Consider the following 21,077-nt stretch of genomic DNA (forward strand, 5'->3'; position numbering starts at 1 on the left):
TCTGATTGTAAAATCAGATTTTCAAACCTCATATCTTATGATATGAGGTTTTTTTTATATAAATTATTTATTATTGTGTAATATATTAGAGTATTTTCGTTATTGATTTATAGTCATTTTTATATTAGTAAATGAATCAAAAAAAAATATTGGTATTTTTCTTTTTTTTATCAATTTGTTCTGTAAAAGGACAGGTTGGAGGTGAAGAAGTATATCAATTTTTGAATTTATCTACTTCTGCAAGACAAATTGCTTTGGGAGGTGAAGTTTTAACACTTTTGGATGACGTTAATCAGCCTATTTGGAATCCAGCTGTTATTAATGAGAATCTAGATAATAAGCTGTCTACAAATTATACAAGTTACCTTGCTGGAATTAATATTGGCTCTTTAGCTTATGCTAGAACTATTTCAAGAAGATTCGGAACCATTCATGGAAGCATTAAATATCTTGACTATGGTACTTTAATTGGAACAGATGAGCAGGGAAATGAAAATGGTAATTTTAATGCAAATGATATTGCCTTATCTATAGGTTATGCTGTAAATCTTCCTTGGACAAATTTATATTTTGGTTCTAATATTAGAGTTATTAATTCTAATATAGCTAATTTTTCATCAACAGGATTTTCTACAGATTTAGCAATTCTATATAACAATCCATATAAACCTTTTGTAATTACCTTAGTTGCCAGAAATATTGGAACTCAAATTAAAAGTTTTAATGGTGAACAAGAAAGATTGCCTTTTAGATTAGCTTTAGGAGGTTCTTATAAATTAGAACATGTTCCTTTAAAATGGTATGTAACTTTAGATAATTTACAAGAATGGGATTTATCTGTACCAAACCCATCAGATCAAACTACAGATTTAGAAGGTAATGTAACTGAAGAAAATGTTGGCTTTATTGGAAATACTTTGAGACATTTTATTGTTGGAGCCGAATTGTTTCCAGAAAGCGCAATTAATGTTAGAGTAGGTTATAATTTTAGAAGAGCAGCTGAATTAAAATTACAAAATGTTAGAACTTTTAGCGGAATTTCTTTTGGATTTGGTATAAAAATGAATAGATTTAAGTTTAATTATGCATATTCTAAATTTCATTCAGCAGCAAATGCGAGTACTTTTAGTTTATTGATAGATTTAAATACAACAAGATAAATGTGCAAAAAAATTACAATTGCAATCGATGGTTTTTCATCAACAGGTAAAAGTACTATAGCCAAACTTTTAGCTAAAAAATACAATTATATTTATGTAGATACTGGTGCTATGTACAGAGCTGTAACTTTTTTTGCTAAAAAAAATAATTTAGTTGGTAGAGATTATTTAAAAAAAGAAGCCTTAATAGCTGAATTGGATAAAATTTCATTATCATTTCAGTTTAATGAAGAATTAGGTTTTGCTGAAATGTTTTTAAATGGAATTAATATTGAAAAAGAAATTAGAACTCTTGAAGTTTCTCAACTAGTTAGTAAAGTAGCTGCAATTTCTGAGGTTAGAAAAAAGTTGGTTGCTGAACAACAACAAATGGGAAAAGAAGGAGGAATTGTAATGGATGGAAGAGACATTGGAACTGTTGTTTTTCCTGATGCAGATTTAAAATTATTTATGACTGCCTCTGCTGATAAAAGAGCTACAAGACGTTATAAAGAATTGATTGATAGAGGTGATAAGGTAAACTTTGATGATATCCTTTTTAATGTGCAAGAAAGAGATAGAATTGATTCTACAAGAGAAGATTCTCCATTAATTAAAGCTAAAGATGCTATTAAATTTGATAATTCTGATATGGGAATTGAAGAACAGTTTGAGAGAATATGTTCTTTAATTGACAGAAAACTTAGAAATATCTAAAAGTATACAAATTGGTTTAGCCCTGATTTAAGAATTTGTTTTAGCTCTTTTTTATACTGAACTCAATTCAGTATCTTTTGTAATAATGAAACATGTTATTAAATAAATGAGATGCTGAAATAAATTCAGCATAAAAAAACGAGTGCCTTTCGATTTCGCTCAAGATAAACTCCAAATTGGAAATAGCTTCAAAAAAATTAAGGAATATTTAAATATTTATGCGTTTGTAGAGATATTTTCCATTTTGGATTTTTCATTACATAGTCTACTATCTGTTCAGTCATTTTTTCTTTTTTACTCCATTCTGGCTGTAAAAAAAGTTGACATTTTTTACCGACTTTGGCAGCTTCTTGTTCTGCAAAATCGAAATCAGATTTGTTGTGGATAATCATTTTTAACTCGTCTGCTTCTCTGTAATTTTCTTTTAAAGGCAGCTTTGTTTTCTTAGGTGAAAGGCAAAACCAATCCCATTTTCCAGAAAAAGAATATGCTCCAGAAGTTTCGATATGCGTTTTTATATGATTTTTTTGAAGTAATGTTGTAATGTAATCCATAGACCACATTAAAGGTTCACCACCAGTAATTACAACAGTATCTGCGTATTTTTTAACATTAGAAACAATGGTATCTGCTAATGTTGGTGGGTGCAGATCTGCATTCCAACTTTCTTTAACATCACACCAATGGCATCCTACATCACAACCACCAACTCTAATAAAATATGCAGCTGTACCAGTATGACAGCCTTCTCCTTGAATGGTGTAAAACTCTTCCATTAAAGGAAGCATAATACCTTTATCTACTAAATCTTTTGTTTTTTTATCCATCAATCATCTACTTTCTTGCAGCAACCACTTCAATCTCTATTTTTGCACCTGCAACCAAATTGGCTGCAAATGTAGTTCTTGCAGGTAAATTATCGGTAAAAAAAGTACGATAAATTGTATTCATTTTAGAAAAATCATCAATATTAGAAAGAATTACAGTACACTTTACAACATCTTTTAAAGTTAAGTTGTGTTGTTTTAAAACATCTTCAATATTTTTTAAAGCTTGTGTAGTTTCTGCTTCTATACCACCTTCTGCAAGTTTACCTGTTTTATGATTTTTACCAATTTGACCAGTTAAAAAGTATAAATTATCAACTTGAACTACATCTGAAAACGGAACATTTTGTCTGCTTTTTTCATGAGATTTATGGTGTTTTATATTAGATTTAGATTTGTTTTGACAGGAAAACATCATTATAAAAAATGAGAAAAATATAATTTTAGAAATAGAATTCATAAGCTTTTGATTTTCAATACAAATATAATCACAATAAATGTAAATTATTTTAGATGTAATTAATTAAAAATCAAACATTTTTTGTAAATTTGCACTCCTTTTTACGAGAACAGATTTGAAAAAGGATATTAATAAAACAAAATTTAAAAACATCTCTTGATGTTGTTATCGTTAAAAATCTGAATTACAGCAAGATACAAATTATTTTAGACACATGTCTGAAGAAACTAAAAACACTGAAGAGCAAGTAATTGCTACTGAAGTACAAGAAACTGCAGCTCCTGCTGTAGAAGAAAAACAAGATCCAAAACAATTTTTAGCAGATTTTAACTGGCACAGATACGAAGAAGGTATTGATGAAGTTGATGAAGAAAAATTAGTTGAGTTCGAAAAAGCATTAGAAGGAACAGTTGGATTTGTAAACGAACGTGATGTAATTGAAGGAACTGTAATAAGAATTACAGATAGAGATGCAATCATCGATATTAACTCTAAATCTGAAGGAGTTATTTCTTTAAACGAATTTCGTTACAATCAATCTTTAAAAGAAGGTGATACTGTAGAAGTATTGGTAGACAAAAGAGAAGATTCTTCTGGTCAATTAGTATTATCTCACAGAAAAGCAAGAGTAATTAAAGCTTGGGAACGTGTTAACAACGCTCATGAAACTGGAGAAGTAGTAAATGGTTTTGTTAAATGTAGAACAAGAGGTGGAATGATTGTAGATGTTTTCGGAATCGAAGCATTTTTACCAGGATCTCAAATTGATGTAAAACCAATTAGAGATTACGATCAATATGTAGAGAAAACAATGGAATTTAAAGTTGTAAAAATCAACCACGAATTTAAAAACGTTGTAGTATCTCATAAAGCACTTATTGAAGCTGATATTGAATTACAGAAAAAAGAAATCATTGGCCAGTTAGAAAAAGGACAAGTATTAGAAGGTGTTGTTAAAAACATTACTTCTTATGGTGTGTTTGTAGATTTAGGTGGTGTAGATGGTTTAGTACATATTACAGATTTATCTTGGTCTAGAATTAATCATCCAAATGAGGTGGTTGAGTTAGATCAAAAATTAAATGTTGTAATCTTAGACTTTGATGATAACAAATCTAGAATCCAATTAGGTTTAAAACAATTATCTGCTCATCCTTGGGAAGCTTTAAGTGCTGATTTAAAAGTTGGCGATAAAGTAACAGGAGAAGTAGTTGTAATTGCAGATTATGGTGCATTTGTAGAAGTAGAGCAAGGTGTAGAAGGGTTAATTCATGTTTCTGAAATGTCTTGGTCAACACATTTACGTTCTGCACAAGATTTTGTAAAAGTTGGTGATAAAGTAGAAGCTCAAATCTTAACTTTAGATAGAGAAGACCGTAAAATGTCTTTAGGAATGAAGCAATTACACCCAGATCCTTGGACAGATATTACAACTAAATATCCTGTTGGTTCTACACATACTGGAACAGTAAGAAATTACACAAACTTTGGTGTGTTTGTAGAGTTAGAAGAAGGTATTGATGGTTTAGTTTATATTTCTGATTTATCTTGGACAAAGAAAGTAAAGCACCCATCAGATTTTGTAACTGTAGGTCAAAAATTAGAAGTTCAAGTTTTAGAATTAGATGTAGAAAACAGAAAGTTAAACTTAGGTCATAAACAAACTCAAGAAAATCCTTGGGATGAGCATGAAGCTACGTTTGCAATCGGTTCTAAACACGAAGGAACAATCAAAGAAAAGAATGATAAAGGAGCAACTGTAACACTTCCAGGAGATGTTGAAGGTTTTGCACCAACAAGATTCTTAGACAAAGAAGATGGTTCTAAATTAGGTAAAGGAGATACAGCAGAATTTGTAGTTTTAGAATTTTCTAAAGAATACAGAAGAGTAGTTGTTTCTCATACCTCTATCTTTAGAGAGCAAGAACAAAGAAATGTAAAAGCAGCCGTTAAAAAAGCAGCAGAAGCAGAAAAAACTACCTTAGGTGATATTGGTGGTCTTGCAGATTTAAAGAAGCAAATGGATGCAAAAGCTAAAAAGAGTAAAAAATAAATCTCTATATTTAGTATAAATATTTTAAAACCACTACACTCTGTAGTGGTTTTTTATTTAGTAGTATTAATCATTTCTGGAGTAATGCCTAAATAATTATCAATTTTTTTGACTAACATATTACCTACTTCCATTGTTTCTACAACCATTTCTAAATGATTTTCTAATATTAGCAATTTCATTTTTACAGCATTAAGTACAGCCAATTTTGTAGAAGGTTTTTCCAATTCTTGATTAAGATAAACATCAATAGTATTATTAGAAATCAAAATTTCTTCATCATTAAAATTAGTTTCTGCTAAATCAATTTGAGTTAATTTATATATTGTTGGGAAAATCTGGCTATAAAAAACATTATCATTATTATTTTTTATATCAATATAATTATCCTCACAAAAAATATAATAATCTATAATATCTATACTTAAATCTTTATTTTTAATAAGACTCAGTTGCCCTGAAGAAACCAGTTCTTTATAAGTATTATTTATATTTGGAAAATTATTTGCTTCCATTAAAGTATTAAAATACTCATTTAGATTATTTATTTTAGAGAAACTTTTTAATAGATTAAAATCTTTTAAAATTTGTTTTGCAGCAAAAATTCCGCTATCATAATCTTCTTTTAAATTTTCTAAATCTCCTTTTTGATACTCAATATCCTCTACAATATTTATCAAATACCATTCTTCTTTTTGCCTGTTTTCTGAGTTATTATTTAAATTGCTTACATACAATGCCAGCAAAATTCCTATCATTACTAAAATAATTTCTCCAAAAGCATACAATACATATTTTCTTAAATTATTTTTTGCAATAAGTTTGGCTCTAATCTTTCTAAAAAAAGGAGTCATAAACGTTTAATTTTTATAAAGATACAAAAACAGTTTTTTGGGTGTTCCCTACAAGGTCGGGCTTTCCATTATATCTTTTTTATACTAAATTTATTTCAGCACCTTTCAATTTTAAAAAAGTAAGTAAAATAATCAAAACAAATATCGAATCGAGTTTAGCATAAAAAAGGATGCCATTTCTATCCCTAACACACTTTTTTAAAAGCAGATAGCTGCATAAAGCACAACTGCTACTAAAAAAGTTTTATGATATCATTTAATAGAACTACATTTGTTTTGCTAAATTAAAACGATAATTATTACAATGACATTAATAAAATCGATCTCAGGAATTAGAGGAACAATAGGAGGCAAAACAGCCGATAATTTAACGCCCATAGATGCTGTTAAGTTTGCATCTGCTTATGGAGCTTTTATAAAAAAGAGAAACCCAAACAAAGAAAAAATTACAGTGGTCATTGGAAGAGATGCACGTATTTCTGGTAAAATGATTTCTAGTTTGGTTGCCAATACTTTGGTAGGTTTAGGAATAGATGTTATAGATTTAGGTTTGTCTACCACACCAACTGTAGAAGTAGCAGTTCCTTTAGAAAAAGCAGATGGAGGCATTATTTTAACAGCTTCTCACAACCCAAAACAATGGAACGCTTTAAAATTATTAAACGAAAAGGGAGAGTTTTTAAACGGAGCAGAAGGAGAAAAGATTTTAGAATTAGCAGAAAGCGAAGATTTTGCTTTCGCAGAAGTAGATGATTTAGGAAGCTATACAAAAGACACTTCTTACGTAGAAAAACATATCAACGAAGTTTTAAATCTTAAATTGGTAGATGTAGAAGCCATAAAAAAAGCAAACTTTAAAGTGGTTGTAGATGCCGTAAATTCTACAGGCGGAATTTTTATTCCTGCTTTATTAAAAGAACTAAATGTAGCATGTGTAGAGTTATACTGTACACCAAATGGACAATTTCCTCACAATCCAGAACCTTTAAAAGAACACTTAACAGATATATCTGAATTAGTTGTAAAAGAAAATGCAGATTTCGGGATTGTAGTAGACCCAGATGTAGACAGACTAGCTTTGGTTTCTGAAGATGGCTCTATGTTTGGAGAAGAATATACGTTGGTTGCTTGTGCAGATTATGTTTTAGGAAGATTAAAAGGAGGAAACACAGTTTCTAACTTATCATCATCTAGAGCTTTAAGAGATGTTACCCAGAAACATGGAGGAAAATATACAGCAAGTGCAGTTGGAGAGGTAAATGTTGTAATAAAAATGAAAGAAGAGAATGCTGTAATTGGTGGAGAAGGAAATGGAGGAATCATTTACCCAGCATCACATTATGGACGTGATTCTTTAGTAGGAGTTGCGTTGTTTTTATCGCATTTAGCAAATCAAAAAATATCTTGTAAGGAGTTGAGAGATTCGTACCCAAGTTATTTTATGAGTAAAAATAAGATTCAATTAACGCCAGAAATAGATGTTGATAATATCTTAGAAACTATGGCTACAAAGTATGCAGACGAAGATGTAAATACAATAGATGGAGTAAAAATAGATTTTGCAGAAGAATGGATTCATTTAAGAAAATCAAACACAGAACCCATTATTAGAATTTATACAGAAGCAAAATCACAAAAAGCTGCAGATGCTTTGGCAGAGCGCTTTATAAACGAAATTAAAGAAATAATAGCATAGTGTTTTTAAAAAAAATCTTCACACTTGTTTTATTTTTTTTAGTAATTTCTATTACTGCTCAAAATAAAAATAAAGTGACTAATAAAGGAAAATTTTTTCTTTATTGGGGGTGGAATTGGGCAAGTTACACAGATTCTGATATTAGATTTAGAGGTGATAATTATGATTTTACACTGCAAAAAGTAACAGCAGCAGACACACCCTCTAAGTTTTCTTTTAGCAAATATTTTGGAATAAAAAATATTACAAAACCACAGACAAATTTTAGAATTGGGTATTTTTTTAAAGAAAGATATACAGTTTCTATAGGTGTAGACCACATGAAATATGTGGTAGATAATGATCAATTTGTGGCTATAAACGGAAATATAAATATTGGAAATGCAAAGTATGATGGTGTTTATACAGGACAACAAATTCAACTTACTGAAGATTTTTTGCGACTAGAACACACAGATGGTTTAAACTATGTAAATGTAGAAGTGTATCGTTTTGATGATATTAGTAGCTGGTTTGGTTTAGATAAAGAAAATCTACAAATAAACTTAACTGAGGGAGTTGGAGCAGGTTTTTTATACCCAAAGACAGATATTACGCTTTTAGGTACAAAAAGAAATGACGAGTTTAATATTACTGGCTATGGAGTTTCTTTAGGTTTTGGAGTAAATGTAACATTTTTAAAACACTTTTTTATTCAGGCAGATTTAAAAGGTGGTTATATTAATATGCAAAATATAAAGATAAAAGCAAACGCTTCAGATAGAGCTTCGCAAGATTTTTTCTTTTTACAGAACAATATATTAATAGGAGGTAGGTTTCGTTTTTGGTAAGTTTAAGAGTTTATTTTCTTTTTCTCTCTTCCATTATTTTTTGCCATTCTTCAAACCTGTCTTTATGCTTAAACCTTTTGTGAGACCATAAATAAAGTTCAGGTTGTTCTTTAATGTTTTTTTCTGTAAGTTTTAAATATTTATCAGAAAGGTCATAATCTTTAAAATCTTTTGGGTTTTCTGTAATTAGTTCAAATTCAACTTCATAATAACCTCTTTTTATTTTTTTTGCTTTGTAATTTATAACAACCAAATCAAACTTTTTTGCAATCATTTCTGCACCTGTATGAACAGGTACTTTAACTCCAAAAAATTTGCTCCAATAAAAAGTTTTTTCAATCATAGGAGATTGATCACTTAATAGTATATAAGCACCTTGAATTTTGTTTTCAAAATTAGTGTTAATCAATTTTATAAAATCAGATGTTCTAGCTCCTTTAATTCCAAATTTTTGTCTTTTTTCTTTTAATTTGTACTCAAAAGTTTCATTTCTTAGTTTGTTATACGCACCAAAAGTATTTATATCTAAAACTAGAGATAAGCTAATAGACCACTCCCAATTGGCTAAATGTGCCCCAACCAAAGCTATACTTTTACCTTGTTTTGCATATTTATTTACCAATTCTGGGTTTTTGTAAGTGTATCTTTTTTGAACTTCTTTTTTCGAAATAGATAAGGTCTTTAAACTTTCTAAAAAAATATCTGTTAAATGGTTGTAGAACTTTTTTGTAATGTTTTTAATTTCTTGTTCAGATTTTTCAGGAAAAGCAGTTTTTATATTCTGTACAATTACCTCTTTTCTATATCCAAATAGGTAATACATAAGTACAAATGCAAAATCTGATATTAAGTAAAGAATACGCATTGGCAATCTAGAAAGAAGCCATAGTATTGGGTATGTTAGGTAAAAAACGAATAATTGCATGCTACAAAATTAATATTTTTTAAAAGCTACTTTTTCGTGTTAAGCTTTTGCCATTGTTCAAACTTGTCTTTGTGCTTAAATCTTTTATGAGACCACAAATAAAACTCAGGTTGTTTTTTTATATGTTTTTCAATCATATCTGTGTAAATGTCTATCACTTTATTTTTAGGCAAAGCTTTTGCATTTTCTGTGATTATATCAAAATCAATTTCATAAAAACCTCTTTTAGTCCTTGTTATATTTGCGTTTACAACTGCAAAGTCAAATTTTCTAGCAATCATATCTCCACCAGTAAGAACAGGTACTTTTACATCAAAAAAATTTCTCCAATATTGTATTTTTCCTAATTGAGGAGATTGGTCAGAAATTAAAACAAACAAACTTTGTTTTCCTTTTTTATGATTTAATAAAATTGTTTTTATAGTATCTGAAGATTTGGTTAAAAACATTCCAAATCTACTTCTGTACTTCTTAACCATTTGCTCTAAATAACGGTTGTTTACTTTGGTATAGGCACCATAAACGTCTATATCTGTATGAAGAGGAAGACTAATAATCCATTCCCAATTTCCATAATGTGCCATCATTAAAGCAATACTTCTATTGTTATTGTAGAGTTTATTAATTACTTCAATATTTTTAAAATGATACCTTTTCTTAATTTCTTTTTTAGAGATACTAAAAGATTTTAAGCTTTCTACAAAAAAATCTATAAAATAATGATAGAATTTTTTTTGAATTGTTTTTAATTCTTTATTAGATTTTTCTGGAAAAGCCAATACTAAGTTTTCAAAAACTACTTTTTTTCTATATTTAAAAATATAAAAAATAAATATGAAAAGAATATCAGAAATAAAGTACAATACTCTAAAAGGGAGTTTTGACAACAACCAAATAGCAGGATAAACAATACCGTAAACTAAAAATTTCATAAATAGATTAATGCTGCAAATATCGCATATAAATTTAAAACAGAGTAGTATTACTAGTCAGTTTTTAGTATGTTTGTTGTATGATGAATGGTATAAACCAAGCAGTATTATTAATAATTATAGCAAACGTATTAGTTTCTATGAAAGGATTTAATGATTATGCTTTTTTAGATAAATATAAGTTTCAAGTTGGTAAAATTATTTCTGGAGAAAAATTAAGAACATTAACCTCTGGTTTTTTACATGTAGATTGGATACATTTAGGCTTTAATATGTATGCATTATATCTTTTTGGAGATATTGTAGCCAAAATATTAGGAACGCCTGACTTTTTAATTATTTACTTTGTGAGCTTACTTTTTGGTAGTTTATATTCTTTGCAATACCATAAAGATGAACCTTATTATAGTGCAGTAGGTGCTTCTGGTGCAGTTTCTGGAATTGTATATGCTTCTATTTTACTTTTTCCTAATATGCAGCTATTATTGTTTTTTGCAATACCAATGCCTGGTTATATTTTTGGAGTTGGGTATTTATTGTATTCTATTTATGGCATGAAAAAACAGTTAGGAAATGTTGGGCACTCTGCACATTTAGGAGGTGCTATTGGCGGTTTTGCAGCTACTTTATTATTAGAACCGTCAATATTTAGTTCTAATAAAATTTTAGTGATTGCTTTGGGAGTTCCAATTGTTTTGCTGCTGCTTTTTGGTGATAAATTAAAAAATTTATAGCAAAAAAAAAGCTCCATTATTTCTAATAGAGCTTTGTGAGCGAAAGACCAGGTTCGAACTGGCGACATTCAGCTTGGAAGGCTGACGCTCTACCAACTGAGCTACTTTCGCATGGTAAAGAGCTGCAAAGATAAAATGTTTTTTGAGTTTCGCAACAATTTTATGAGCAAAAAATTAATAAAATTTTTTATCATCACGTAATACTTTTAGAAAGTGAAATCCATAAATATTATACCCCTCATTATAATAAAATTTATGAGATTGTGGGTTATTTACATAAGCATTTAACTCAATAGCTTCACAACCTTTACTTTTTACGTGGTTATCAATCCATTTAAAAAAACGTTTTCCCAAAGTTTTACCTCGTAAAGATTCATCAATAATAACATGATCTGGTTCTACAGTTTTCCCTATATAATGTCTTGTAGAATACCATAGTCCAGAAATGCCTGCTAGATTATCATCAACATATAACCCTACACATTCATAGTTATCTATTTTAGCAATTTCTACAACTCTCTCTTTTAAAAGTTTTAAAGGTGTTTTAGTATTTAGTTTGGTTAGTAAAGGAATGATTGTAAGAATCTCTTTTTCCTTAATTATTTCTATGCGAATGTTCATTTATAAAAAATAAATATATTGTTTGTATCTTTTCATCAAAATACAAATATCAAAATAAATAGTAATGAAACATCTTAAAATATTTAGTATCCTTTTTTTTATTATTCAAAGTACTTATTGCCAAAAAAAAGAGGTTAACATAAATGCGACAAAACTTTCTGATCAAGTTTATATGTTAGAAGGTAGAGGAGGCAATATAGGCTTGTTTATAGGTAAAGATGCTGTTTTTATGATAGATGATCAATTTGCACCTTTAACCCCAAAAATTCTAGAAGCAATAAAGAAAATAACTCCTAAACCAGTAAACTATTTGGTAAATACACATTGGCATGGAGATCATACAGGAGGTAATGAGAACATGCAAAAAGCAGGTGCTTTAATTGTAGCACATCAAAATGTGAGAAAGAGAATAAGTGTAGACCAAGTAATTAGAGGAAGAACTAAAAAAGCATCACCAAAAGAAGCTTTACCAGTAATTACTTTTTCTAAAGATATGATGCTGCACATTAACAATGATGATATTTTTATTTCACATATACATAGTGCTCATACAGATGGAGATGCTCTTGTGTACTTTACAAAAAATAATATTTTACACACAGGAGATGCTTACTTTCAGGGTGCTTTTCCTTATATAGATTTATCTTCTGGAGGAAGTATTAATGGTTATATAGATGGAATTCAAAAAATGATTTTATTAGCAAATGATAACACCAAAATTTTACCTGGACATGGAAAAGTATCTAATAAAAAAGAATTAATAGCATATAAAGAAATGTTAGTTGCTTTAAAAACAAACGTTCAAAAAGAAATTGATAAAGGAAAAAGCTTAGAAGAGGTAAAAAATAATAAAGAAATCACAAAAAACTATTCTCAATATAGTAGTTGGATAACAGAAGAAAGAATTAGAGAAACCATTTATAAGAGTTTAACTAAAAAGTAATATTCTTTTAACTTGATTAGATTTTTGTAAAAAAAAGCGACATCATATTGCTAAAATGCCGCTTTAAATGTTTTCACAACGGAATAATTCTTATTGTGAATTGATTTCAAAATTGTATTCAAATATACAATTATATTTTTATCTTTTTTACGGACTTCCGTAAGTGTTTGATTTTTTGTTCTTTTATTTTTATAAAATATTAATAATTAGGTAAAGATTCTGTTTTTTTACAAAGAGGCATTGTAATTTTTTAATACAGTTTTCAAGAGTTTTCATAATAGAATAAACCTTATTATGGATTGATTTCTAAATGAATTAAAAAAAAAATACTACCTATTTATTTTTCTTTATTTTTAATAAAAAATTGTAAATCATTGCATTTTAATTAATAAATATATCTAACAAAAATTTTAGGTATTAAAATATATATATGAAAAGAATATTAGGATTAGATTTAGGAACAACATCAATTGGATGGGCTTTGGTGAACGAAGCTGAAAATTCTACAGAAAAATCAGAAATTATAAAATTGGGAGTTCGTGTAAATCCATTAACAGTTGATGAACAAACTAATTTTGAGAAAGGAAGACCAATTACCACAAATGCAGACAGAACACTTAAAAGAACTGCAAGAAGAAACTTGCAACGTTTTAAACTTAGGAGAGAAAATCTAATTGATGTTTTAATAAAAAATAAAATTATTTCTAAAGACACATTACTTACTGAAGTAGGAGTGAATTCAACATACGAAACATTATCATTAAGAGCAAAATCTGCCAATGAAAAAATTGAATTAGAGGAATTTGCACGTGTTTTATTAGCTATAAATAAAAAACGTGGTTATAAAAGTAGTAGAAAAGCGAAAAATGAAGAAGAAGGAAGTTTAATTGATGGAATGGCAATTGCTAAAGAGTTGTATGATAACAACCTTACTGTTGGGCAATATGTTTACAATTTATTAGTAGAAGGTAAAAAGTTTATTCCAGACTTTTATCGTTCAGATTTACAAACTGAATTTGATAAAGTATGGAATTTTCAAAAACAATTTTACCCAGATATTTTAACGGATGAGTTTTATCAAAAATTAAAAGGTCAAGGACAACAAAATAGTAGAAAACGTTTTTTAGCGATTCATGGAATTTTCACTGCAGAAAATAAAGGGAAAAGAGACGAAGTCAAAAAACAACATTATAAATGGAGAAGTGAAGCAATTTCAAAACAATTAAAAATTGAAGAGGTTGCTTATGTTTTAGTTGAGATTAATAATAATCTTAATAAATCGAGTGGGTATTTAGGCGCAATTAGTGATAGGAGTAAAGAGTTATATTTTAACAGTGAAACTGTTGGTCAGAACTTATACAGTCAAATAGTATCAAATAAGCACACTTCACTAAGAAATCAAGTCTTTTATAGACAAGATTATTTAGATGAATTTGAAAAGATTTGGGAAACACAGGCTATGTTTCATCCTAAATTAACATTAAAATTAAAAGAAGAAATTAGAGATGTTATTATCTTTTATCAACGAAAATTAAAATCTCAGAAACATTTAATTTCTAATTGTAGGTTTGAGAAAAATCACAAAGCTGTCCCAAAGTCATCTCCATTATTTCAAGAATCTAAAATTTGGGCAGTTTTAAATATTTTAGAGTTTAAAAATAAAGAAACAAAAGAAGAAAAAGTTTTAGGAGAAGAAGATAGAAAAGAATTATTTGAAAAGTTAAATTTTTTCGGAAAATTATCTAAAAGGGAAGTTTTAAAATTTGCTGGTTTAAACAACAAAACATGGAAAACGAATTTTCCAGAAGGAATTGAAGGGAATCATACAAATCAAAAATTATATGAAGTTTATCAAAAAATTGCAGAGAATGAAGGTTATGGTTTCGATTGGGAAAAGAAATCACTTAATGAAATTAAAGAGGAATTAAAAGCTGTTTTTACTTCTTTAGGAGTAGATACTGAAATTTTAGAATTTGATTCTAATTTAGAAGGAAATGATTTCGATAAGCAAAAAAGTTATCAGTTTTGGCATTTATTATACTCTGCAGAAGATGGAGATAAAATACTATCAGAAGACAAAATTGTTTATGGAAATTCTAATGTTGCTTTAAAGAAGAAATTGCATCAGAAATATGGTTTTAAACCTGAATATGCAAACTTGTTGGCAAACGTTTCTTTGCAACAAGATTATGGGAGTTTAAGTGCAAAAGCAATAAAGAAAATACTACCTTTTTTAGTTGACGGAAATAACTTTTCAGAAGCTTGTCAATTGGCTAAATACAATCACTCTAATTCTTTAACTAAAGAGGAATTAGAAAATCGTATTTTAAAGGATAAGTTGGATTTATTACCCAAAAATAGTTTAAGAAATCCTGTTGTTGAGAAAATTCTGAATCAAATGGTTAATGTTATCAATCAAATTATAGATGAATATGGAAAACCGGATGAAATAAGAATTGAATTGGCAAGAGAATTGAAAAAATCTGCCAAAGAAAGAGCAGAAACAACAGAGTATATTAACAAAGCAACTTTAAATAATGAAAAGTTTAGAGAAATTCTGCGAAAAGAGTTTCTGATAAAAAATCCTACAAGAAATGACGTTATAAAATATAAATTATATGAAGAATTAAAAAATAATGGATATAGAACATTATTTACAGATAAATATATTCCTTCTGAAAAGTTGTTTTCAAAAGAAATAGATATTGAACATATAATACCAAAAGCGAAATTATTTGATGATTCTTTTTCAAACAAAACATTGGCTTATAGAAGTGTTAATTTAGACAAAGCAGATACTTTAGCTTTCGATTTTATTAATAATAAATATAATCTTGATTTAGATAATTACAAAGCTCGTGTTGAAAGTGCTTTAAATTCTGGAGCAATTTCAAAAGGGAAATATAAAAAATTACTTCTTTCTGAAAAAGATTTACCAGAAGGTTTTATAGAGAGAGATTTAAGAAATAGCCAATATATAGCTAAAAAGGCAAGACAAATTTTACAAGAAGTTTTTAAGAAAGTAACACCTACAATTGGAAGAATAACCGATAAACTTCGTGAAGATTGGGATTTGATTAATATAATGAAAGAGTTAAATCTTCCTAAGTATAGAGATTTAGGTTTAACCGAATTTGAAGAAAGAAAAAACGGTAATTCTGTAGAGAAAATTATAGATTGGACGAAAAGAAATGACCATAGACACCATGCAATGGATGCTTTGACAGTTGCATTTACTACAGAAAACCATATTCAATATTTAAATAATTTGAATGCTGCAAGAGACGAATCGAGTAGTGAGAAATATGCTAAAAAATTTAAACAAGAAATTAGCTTAAATGGTATTAGAAAAAAGATCACAAAAAATTATAAATTAAAAAATGGAAGTACAAAACGAAAGTTTATTCTACCTACAGATAATTTTAGAAAAAAAGCAAAAGAACAAATAGAGCAGATTTTAATTTCTTTTAAAGCAAAAAACAAAGTAGTTACTAAAAATAAGAATAAAACGAAAATTAAAGGAAAAGACAAATATTTAGAAAAAGTCCAATTAACACCTCGTGGTCAATTGCATAAAGAAACAATTTATGGTAAATTGAAAGAAGAGGTTATTAAAATTGAAAAAGTAAATGCAAAATTTACTGAAGAGAAAATACAAACAGTTACAAAATCAGCACACAAAGTAGCGCTATTAAAAAGGTTACAACAGTTTAATGGAGATGCTAAAAAAGCATTTACAGAAAAAAATACACTTGCTAAAAACCCTATTTATTTTTCAGGAGAAAAAATAATGCCAGAGCAAGTAAAAACGAAGACTTTTGTGGATAATTTTACGATTAGAAAAGAAGTGAATCCAGATAATTTTAAAAACCTGAAAAGCATTCAAAAAGTAATCGATGTTGGAGTAAGAAGGATTTTAGAAAAAAGGTTATCAGATTATAACAACAAGCCTAAAGAAGCGTTTTCAGATTTAGATAAAAAGCCTATTTGGTTAAATGAAGAAAAGGGAATTTCAATTAAAAGAGTGCTAATAAGTGGAGTTAAAAATGCTGAAAATTTGCATGTTAAAAAAGATCATTTTGGGAACGATATTTTAAGTGAAAATGGTAAAAAATTAAAAAGTGATTTTGTAAGTACTGGAAATAACCATCATGTTGCCATTTATAAAGATGAAAAGGGTAAGTTACAAGAAAAAGTAGTTTCTTTCTATGAAGCTGTTGCAAGAGTTAATGCAGGTTTATCAATTATAGACAAAGATTATAATGCTAAATTAGGTTGGGAGTTTTTGTTTTCTCTTAAACAAAATGAAATGTTTCTCTTTCCTTCCGATGAATTTAATCCTTTAGAAATAGATTTAGAAGACAAAAATAATAATAAACAGATTAGTGATAATTTATTTCGAGTTCAGAAAATTTCAACTAAAAACTATATGTTTAATCATCATTTAGAAACCCATGTTGTTACAAGTGAAATATTAAAAACAAAAAAACAGCTATCGGGTAAAACATATCATTTTATTCAAAGTACAGAACCTTTAAGAAATATAGTAAAAGTAAGAATTAATCATATTGGAAAAATAGTTCAAATAGGAGAGTATTAAAAAGATAGGTATGATTAAAAAAACAATTTACATAGGCAATCCATCTTACTTAAAACTAAAGCAAAAGCAGTTAGTAGTTCAAGAACCAGAAACTAAAGAGGTTGTTGGGACAGTTCCCATAGAAGACATTGCTTTGTTAATGTTAGATCATTATCAAATAACAATTAGCAATCAACTTTTAATAAAATTACAAGGAAATAATGTGGCAATTGTTAGTTGTGATGAACATCATTTACCATTTGGAATGATGTTACCAATATATGGACATTCAGAATATTCAGAAAGAATAAAGTATCAATTAGCAGCTTCAGAACCTCTAAAAAAACAATTATGGAAACAGACTGTAGAGCAAAAAATAGCAAACCAAGAAGCACTATTAAATTTGAATGATAAGGTTTCAGGACCTTTAACAGAATATAAATTAACCGTAAAAAGTGGAGACACAACCAATAGAGAAGGGATGGCTGCACAACATTACTGGAAACATTTGTTTGATAACTTTTCGAGACAGCGTTTTGGAGAACAACCTAATAATTTATTAAATTTTGGTTATGCTGTTTTAAGAAGTATCATGGCAAGAGCTTTGGTTAGTAGTGGAATGTTGCCAGTTTTAGGACTTTTCCACAAAAACAAATACAATGCGTATTGTCTGGCAGATGATATTATGGAACCTTATAGACCTTTTGTAGATAAATTGGTTTTTAATTATGTGAATAATAGTTATCGAGATAGTTTTGAGTTAACAAAACAAGCAAAATCACATATTTTAAGCATCGCAACACAAGATGTTTTTATAGATGGAGTAGTTAGACCTTTATTTGTTGCAGTCACCACTACAACATCGAGCTTATATAAATGTTTTACAGGAGAATTAAGGCAAATTAAATACCCAGAGTTGGATTAGAATATAAATGTCAGCAAATAGATATAGCGCTTATAGAATTATGTGGGTATTAGTTTTTTTTGATTTACCAACAGAAACCAAAAAAGAGCGAAAAGCTGCTGGTCTGTTTCGTAAAAAATTAATTAATGATGGTTTTACGATGTTTCAATTTTCTATCTATTTAAGGCATTGCCCAAGTAGAGAAAACTCTAAAGTACATACAAAGCGTGTTAAAAGAAGTTTGCCAAAACATGGTAAAGTCTGTATTTTAGAAATTACTGACAAACAATTTGGTAATATGGAACTTTTCCATGGAATTAAAGAAGTAGATTTACCACAACCAACTCAACAATTGCAACTATTTTAAAATTCTAATATTACTTCGAGCGTAGTCGAGAAGTTTTTTTTAAACATTTAATTTTTGTATTTACTTTTAGTTTAGTAAATATTTTTTTTATTCTTAAAGTTTGTAAGATTTTAAAATAGAATTAAAAAAAATACAAATTTTAAAATTATTTTTGTCAAAATATAGAATTTTATAAATCCAAAAAAGGAATCCCAAAATACTGGTTTTACTCAATATTTTGGGATTGACCTTGTGAATTCTCACGTAAAAATACAATTTGAAATCAATTCACAACTAGAAAAGTCATAGATTTAATAGTCTAATACTTGTGAATTCTCACGTAAAAATACAATTTGAAATCAATTCACAACAATATTCTAAAAATGGAAGAAATGATAGGTCTTGTGAATTCTCACGTAAAAATACAATTTGAAATCAATTCACAACTATCTTTCTGTTAATTGAGGTTGAGCTTTCCTTGTGAATTCTCACGTAAAAATACAATTTGAAATCAATTCACAACGTTTTCTAAATCATCAAGTGCTTGTTTGTACTTGTGAATTCTCACGTAAAAATACAATTTGAAATCAATTCACAACAAATTCATTACAATACTTTTACCAGAACCACTTGTGAATTCTCACGTAAAAATACAATTTGAAATCAATTCACAACTCTTCAGCACTTATTATTGAATTAGTGTTGCTTGTGAATTCTCACGTAAAAATACAATTTGAAATCAATTCACAACCCATTTTTAGTATTGAAATATTTTATTTCCCTTGTGAATTCTCACGTAAAAATACAATTTGAAATCAATTCACAACCATCACCCTAAAAACAATTTACTCGATGAACTTGTGAATTCTCACGTAAAAATACAATTTGAAATCAATTCACAACTAAAATGGAACAACAATTTAGAAGTGTAAGCTTGTGAATTCTCACGTAAAAATACAATTTGAAATCAATTCACAACTACAGACAAATGATGCAACAGGTTCTTCGACTTGTGAATTCTCACGTAAAAATACAATTTGAAATCAATTCACAACCAACCCTACTAATTTAGATAGTGGTTTATCTTGTGAATTCTCACGTAAAAATACAATTTGAAATCAATTCACAACAGACCTTCAAGAACATTAACCAAACTATCTCTTGTGAATTCTCACGTAAAAATACAATTTGAAATCAATTCACAACAGTATTTTTTCTATTGATACTTTTTTTACACTTGTGAATTCTCACGTAAAAATACAATTTGAAATCAATTCACAACGGGTAATAATAAATATAGATTTATTGAAACCTTGTGAATTCTCACGTAAAAATACAATTTGAAATCAATTCACAACTCTGGTGTTAATCGGATAATTTTATATTTTCTTGTGAATTCTCACGTAAAAATACAATTTGAAATCAATTCACAACAACAAATGAATGAAGGATAATACTTATGTACTTGTGAATTCTCACGTAAAAATACAATTTGAAATCAATTCACAACATTTTTTGTATTTTTGTTTTTGAGTTTAGTATCTCCGTTTGCAGTTTTATCCTTTTTGGACCTTGCTAAAGATACTGGACTCTTTTTTTTGCCCTACTTTATGATTTTTAAAATTGATTTTTCCATTTTTAAACACTACTAAAGAAATTCTTATATGTCTTTTTCTGCCATCTATCATTAATTTTGATTTAAAATTAAGATAACCAACAATGTTTTTATTGTCGTTTGGTTTTGGATTTCCCCAATTATAGTAAGTAGAATTTCTTGTGAATTCTCACGTAAATATACAATTTGAAATCAATTCACGAAATTCTTAAAAATAAAAAAACTCAAACATTTCTGTTTGAGTTTTTTTAGTAGCGAGGAGCAGATTTGAACTGCCGACCTCAGGGTTATGAATCCTGCGCTCTAACCAACTGAGCTACCTCGCCATTAGGTTTTGAGGCTGCAAATATAATCGATTTTTACAAACTACCAAGAGGTGTTTTTAATTTTTTTTAAATAGAATTAATACCTATCTTGTCAGCCTAAGAAATCTATTATGGATAAAGTACAATACGAACTAGAAATCCCTATTCATGCATCATCTAATATGTTGTATCAATATATTTCTTCTCCATCTAACTTGCAAGAGTGGTTTGCAGACAAAGTAAATGCTAGAGGTAAAGTTTTTACTTTTGAATGGGATGGAACAGAGGAAAAAGCAAAACTAATATCTAAAAAATCTGGAGAAAGTATTCGATTTAAATGGTTAGAAAGTGAAGATGATGAAAGTTTTTTTGAAATAAAAATTCAGGTTGATGCCCTAACAAAAGACGTTTCTTTAATTATTACAGATTTTGTAGATGATGAAGATGAAATAGAAGAGGCAAAACAATTATGGGAAAATCAAATAGATGAATTAAAACATACTATTGGTGCTTAGATACACCTGTATACAATTTTAAAACTCAACATTTTTGTTGAGTTTTTTTATGCGCAAATGTTTTAAAATACATTAATTTTGC

17 protein-coding genes, 2 tRNA genes and 1 CRISPR repeat array are annotated in these 21,077 nt (G+C 28.2%); of the genes, 11 read left to right on the forward strand and 8 right to left on the reverse strand.

All coding sequences use genetic code 11. From position 1 onward, the window contains the following. Positions 1-131: 131 nt before the first annotated feature. Positions 132-1,160 carry a type IX secretion system protein PorQ gene (porQ, locus tag ACY2RW_RS10280; protein ID WP_490122641.1) on the forward strand — a complete coding sequence of 343 codons (1,029 nt, stop codon included), beginning with the start codon at positions 132-134 and terminating at the stop codon, positions 1,158-1,160. Then, positions 1,161-1,856: a (d)CMP kinase gene (gene cmk, locus ACY2RW_RS10285; RefSeq protein ID WP_490122642.1), complete on the forward strand. Its 696-nt coding sequence runs from the start codon at positions 1,161-1,163 to the stop codon at positions 1,854-1,856. It begins immediately after the preceding gene. Positions 1,857-2,053: 197 nt separating this feature from the next. Here the strand turns inward: cmk and ACY2RW_RS10290 are convergent, their stop codons facing one another. After that, positions 2,054-2,683, reverse strand: a complete 630-nt coding sequence (locus tag ACY2RW_RS10290) for a 7-carboxy-7-deazaguanine synthase QueE (protein ID WP_490122643.1) — start codon at positions 2,681-2,683, stop codon at positions 2,054-2,056. Between the two features lie 7 nt (positions 2,684-2,690). Continuing rightward, a complete protein-coding gene (locus ACY2RW_RS10295) occupies positions 2,691-3,143 on the reverse strand; it encodes a RidA family protein (RefSeq protein WP_490122644.1) in 453 nt (150 codons plus the stop codon). Between the two features lie 214 nt (positions 3,144-3,357). Between ACY2RW_RS10295 and rpsA the strand changes: the two genes are divergently transcribed. After that, on the forward strand, positions 3,358-5,196 hold the full coding sequence (gene rpsA / locus ACY2RW_RS10300) for a 30S ribosomal protein S1 (protein WP_490122645.1): 1,839 nt from the start codon (positions 3,358-3,360) through the stop codon (positions 5,194-5,196). Positions 5,197-5,249: 53 nt separating this feature from the next. Here the strand turns inward: rpsA and ACY2RW_RS10305 are convergent, their stop codons facing one another. Next, a complete protein-coding gene (locus ACY2RW_RS10305; protein WP_490122646.1) occupies positions 5,250-6,050 on the reverse strand; it encodes a DUF6090 family protein in 801 nt (266 codons plus the stop codon). A 304-nt stretch (positions 6,051-6,354) separates the two neighbouring features. Here ACY2RW_RS10305 and glmM point away from each other — a divergent pair, with 304 nt between their 5' ends. Further along, positions 6,355-7,746, forward strand: coding sequence for a phosphoglucosamine mutase (glmM, locus tag ACY2RW_RS10310; RefSeq protein ID WP_490122647.1), 1,392 nt, complete (start codon positions 6,355-6,357; stop codon positions 7,744-7,746). Then, positions 7,743-8,576 (forward strand): hypothetical protein, encoded by an 834-nt coding sequence (locus ACY2RW_RS10315; protein WP_490122742.1) that lies wholly within the window; start codon positions 7,743-7,745, stop codon positions 8,574-8,576. Before glmM ends, ACY2RW_RS10315 begins: the two co-directional genes overlap by 4 nt. A 10-nt stretch (positions 8,577-8,586) precedes the next feature. On the opposite strand, the gene ACY2RW_RS10320 is transcribed toward ACY2RW_RS10315, so the two are convergent. Next, on the reverse strand, positions 8,587-9,501 hold the full coding sequence (locus ACY2RW_RS10320; protein WP_490122648.1) for a lysophospholipid acyltransferase family protein: 915 nt from the start codon (positions 9,499-9,501) through the stop codon (positions 8,587-8,589). A 26-nt stretch (positions 9,502-9,527) separates the two neighbouring features. Next, entirely contained in the window at positions 9,528-10,433 is a 906-nt protein-coding gene (locus ACY2RW_RS10325; RefSeq protein WP_490122649.1) for a lysophospholipid acyltransferase family protein, read from the reverse strand. An 80-nt stretch (positions 10,434-10,513) separates the two neighbouring features. Here ACY2RW_RS10325 and ACY2RW_RS10330 point away from each other — a divergent pair, with 80 nt between their 5' ends. Beyond that, positions 10,514-11,167 carry a rhomboid family intramembrane serine protease gene (locus ACY2RW_RS10330; protein ID WP_490122650.1) on the forward strand — a complete coding sequence of 218 codons (654 nt, stop codon included), beginning with the start codon at positions 10,514-10,516 and terminating at the stop codon, positions 11,165-11,167. Between the two features lie 38 nt (positions 11,168-11,205). Here the strand turns inward: ACY2RW_RS10330 and ACY2RW_RS10335 are convergent. Next, positions 11,206-11,278, reverse strand: a tRNA-Gly gene (locus ACY2RW_RS10335). Between the two features lie 63 nt (positions 11,279-11,341). Further along, complete coding sequence (locus tag ACY2RW_RS10340) at positions 11,342-11,788, reverse strand: GNAT family N-acetyltransferase (RefSeq protein WP_490122651.1); 447 nt, start codon at positions 11,786-11,788, stop codon at positions 11,342-11,344. Positions 11,789-11,852: 64 nt separating this feature from the next. On the opposite strand from ACY2RW_RS10340, the gene ACY2RW_RS10345 reads away from it, so the two are divergent. The 4 genes from ACY2RW_RS10345 to cas2 all read left to right on the forward strand — a co-directional run bounded on the left by ACY2RW_RS10345 (position 11,853) and on the right by cas2 (position 18,581). Further along, positions 11,853-12,731, forward strand: a complete 879-nt coding sequence (locus ACY2RW_RS10345; protein ID WP_490122652.1) for an MBL fold metallo-hydrolase — start codon at positions 11,853-11,855, stop codon at positions 12,729-12,731. 430 nt (positions 12,732-13,161) lie between these two features. Next, positions 13,162-17,331: a type II CRISPR RNA-guided endonuclease Cas9 gene (gene cas9, locus ACY2RW_RS10350; protein ID WP_490122653.1), complete on the forward strand. Its 4,170-nt coding sequence runs from the start codon at positions 13,162-13,164 to the stop codon at positions 17,329-17,331. A 10-nt stretch (positions 17,332-17,341) separates the two neighbouring features. Beyond that, complete coding sequence (cas1, locus tag ACY2RW_RS10355) at positions 17,342-18,235, forward strand: type II CRISPR-associated endonuclease Cas1 (protein WP_490122654.1); 894 nt, start codon at positions 17,342-17,344, stop codon at positions 18,233-18,235. 7 nt (positions 18,236-18,242) lie between these two features. Further along, positions 18,243-18,581, forward strand: a complete 339-nt coding sequence (gene cas2, locus ACY2RW_RS10360; RefSeq protein WP_490122655.1) for a CRISPR-associated endonuclease Cas2 — start codon at positions 18,243-18,245, stop codon at positions 18,579-18,581. Between the two features lie 228 nt (positions 18,582-18,809). Then, positions 18,810-20,070: direct repeats of the CRISPR family, unit length 46 nt; unit sequence CTTGTGAATTCTCACGTAAAAATACAATTTGAAATCAATTCACAAC. Positions 20,071-20,427: 357 nt separating this feature from the next. Here the strand turns inward: cas2 and ACY2RW_RS10365 are convergent. Next, positions 20,428-20,501: transfer RNA gene (locus ACY2RW_RS10365), tRNA-Met, on the reverse strand. A 110-nt stretch (positions 20,502-20,611) separates the two neighbouring features. On the opposite strand from ACY2RW_RS10365, the gene ACY2RW_RS10370 reads away from it, so the two are divergent. Then, entirely contained in the window at positions 20,612-20,995 is a 384-nt protein-coding gene (locus ACY2RW_RS10370) for an START-like domain-containing protein (RefSeq protein ID WP_490122656.1), read from the forward strand. Positions 20,996-21,077: the final 82 nt, after the last annotated feature.

The sequence above is a fragment of the Polaribacter sp. 2305UL8-11 genome (assembly GCF_058147165.1).

What these genes read in the sequence shown, in the direction of transcription:
- porQ (WP_490122641.1), top strand. Translation starts at nt 132, where the DNA reads ATGAATCAAAAAAAAATATTGGTATTTTTCTTTTTTTTATCAATTTGT.
- cmk (WP_490122642.1), top strand. Translation starts at nt 1,161, where the DNA reads ATGTGCAAAAAAATTACAATTGCAATCGATGGTTTTTCATCAACAGGT.
- ACY2RW_RS10290 (WP_490122643.1), bottom strand. Translation starts at nt 2,683, where the DNA reads ATGGATAAAAAAACAAAAGATTTAGTAGATAAAGGTATTATGCTTCCT.
- ACY2RW_RS10295 (WP_490122644.1), bottom strand. Translation starts at nt 3,143, where the DNA reads ATGAATTCTATTTCTAAAATTATATTTTTCTCATTTTTTATAATGATG.
- rpsA (WP_490122645.1), top strand. Translation starts at nt 3,358, where the DNA reads ATGTCTGAAGAAACTAAAAACACTGAAGAGCAAGTAATTGCTACTGAA.
- ACY2RW_RS10305 (WP_490122646.1), bottom strand. Translation starts at nt 6,050, where the DNA reads ATGACTCCTTTTTTTAGAAAGATTAGAGCCAAACTTATTGCAAAAAAT.
- glmM (WP_490122647.1), top strand. Translation starts at nt 6,355, where the DNA reads ATGACATTAATAAAATCGATCTCAGGAATTAGAGGAACAATAGGAGGC.
- ACY2RW_RS10320 (WP_490122648.1), bottom strand. Translation starts at nt 9,501, where the DNA reads ATGCAATTATTCGTTTTTTACCTAACATACCCAATACTATGGCTTCTT.
- ACY2RW_RS10325 (WP_490122649.1), bottom strand. Translation starts at nt 10,433, where the DNA reads ATGAAATTTTTAGTTTACGGTATTGTTTATCCTGCTATTTGGTTGTTG.
- ACY2RW_RS10330 (WP_490122650.1), top strand. Translation starts at nt 10,514, where the DNA reads ATGATGAATGGTATAAACCAAGCAGTATTATTAATAATTATAGCAAAC.
- ACY2RW_RS10340 (WP_490122651.1), bottom strand. Translation starts at nt 11,788, where the DNA reads ATGAACATTCGCATAGAAATAATTAAGGAAAAAGAGATTCTTACAATC.
- ACY2RW_RS10345 (WP_490122652.1), top strand. Translation starts at nt 11,853, where the DNA reads ATGAAACATCTTAAAATATTTAGTATCCTTTTTTTTATTATTCAAAGT.
- cas9 (WP_490122653.1), top strand. Translation starts at nt 13,162, where the DNA reads ATGAAAAGAATATTAGGATTAGATTTAGGAACAACATCAATTGGATGG.
- cas1 (WP_490122654.1), top strand. Translation starts at nt 17,342, where the DNA reads ATGATTAAAAAAACAATTTACATAGGCAATCCATCTTACTTAAAACTA.
- cas2 (WP_490122655.1), top strand. Translation starts at nt 18,243, where the DNA reads ATGTCAGCAAATAGATATAGCGCTTATAGAATTATGTGGGTATTAGTT.
- ACY2RW_RS10370 (WP_490122656.1), top strand. Translation starts at nt 20,612, where the DNA reads ATGGATAAAGTACAATACGAACTAGAAATCCCTATTCATGCATCATCT.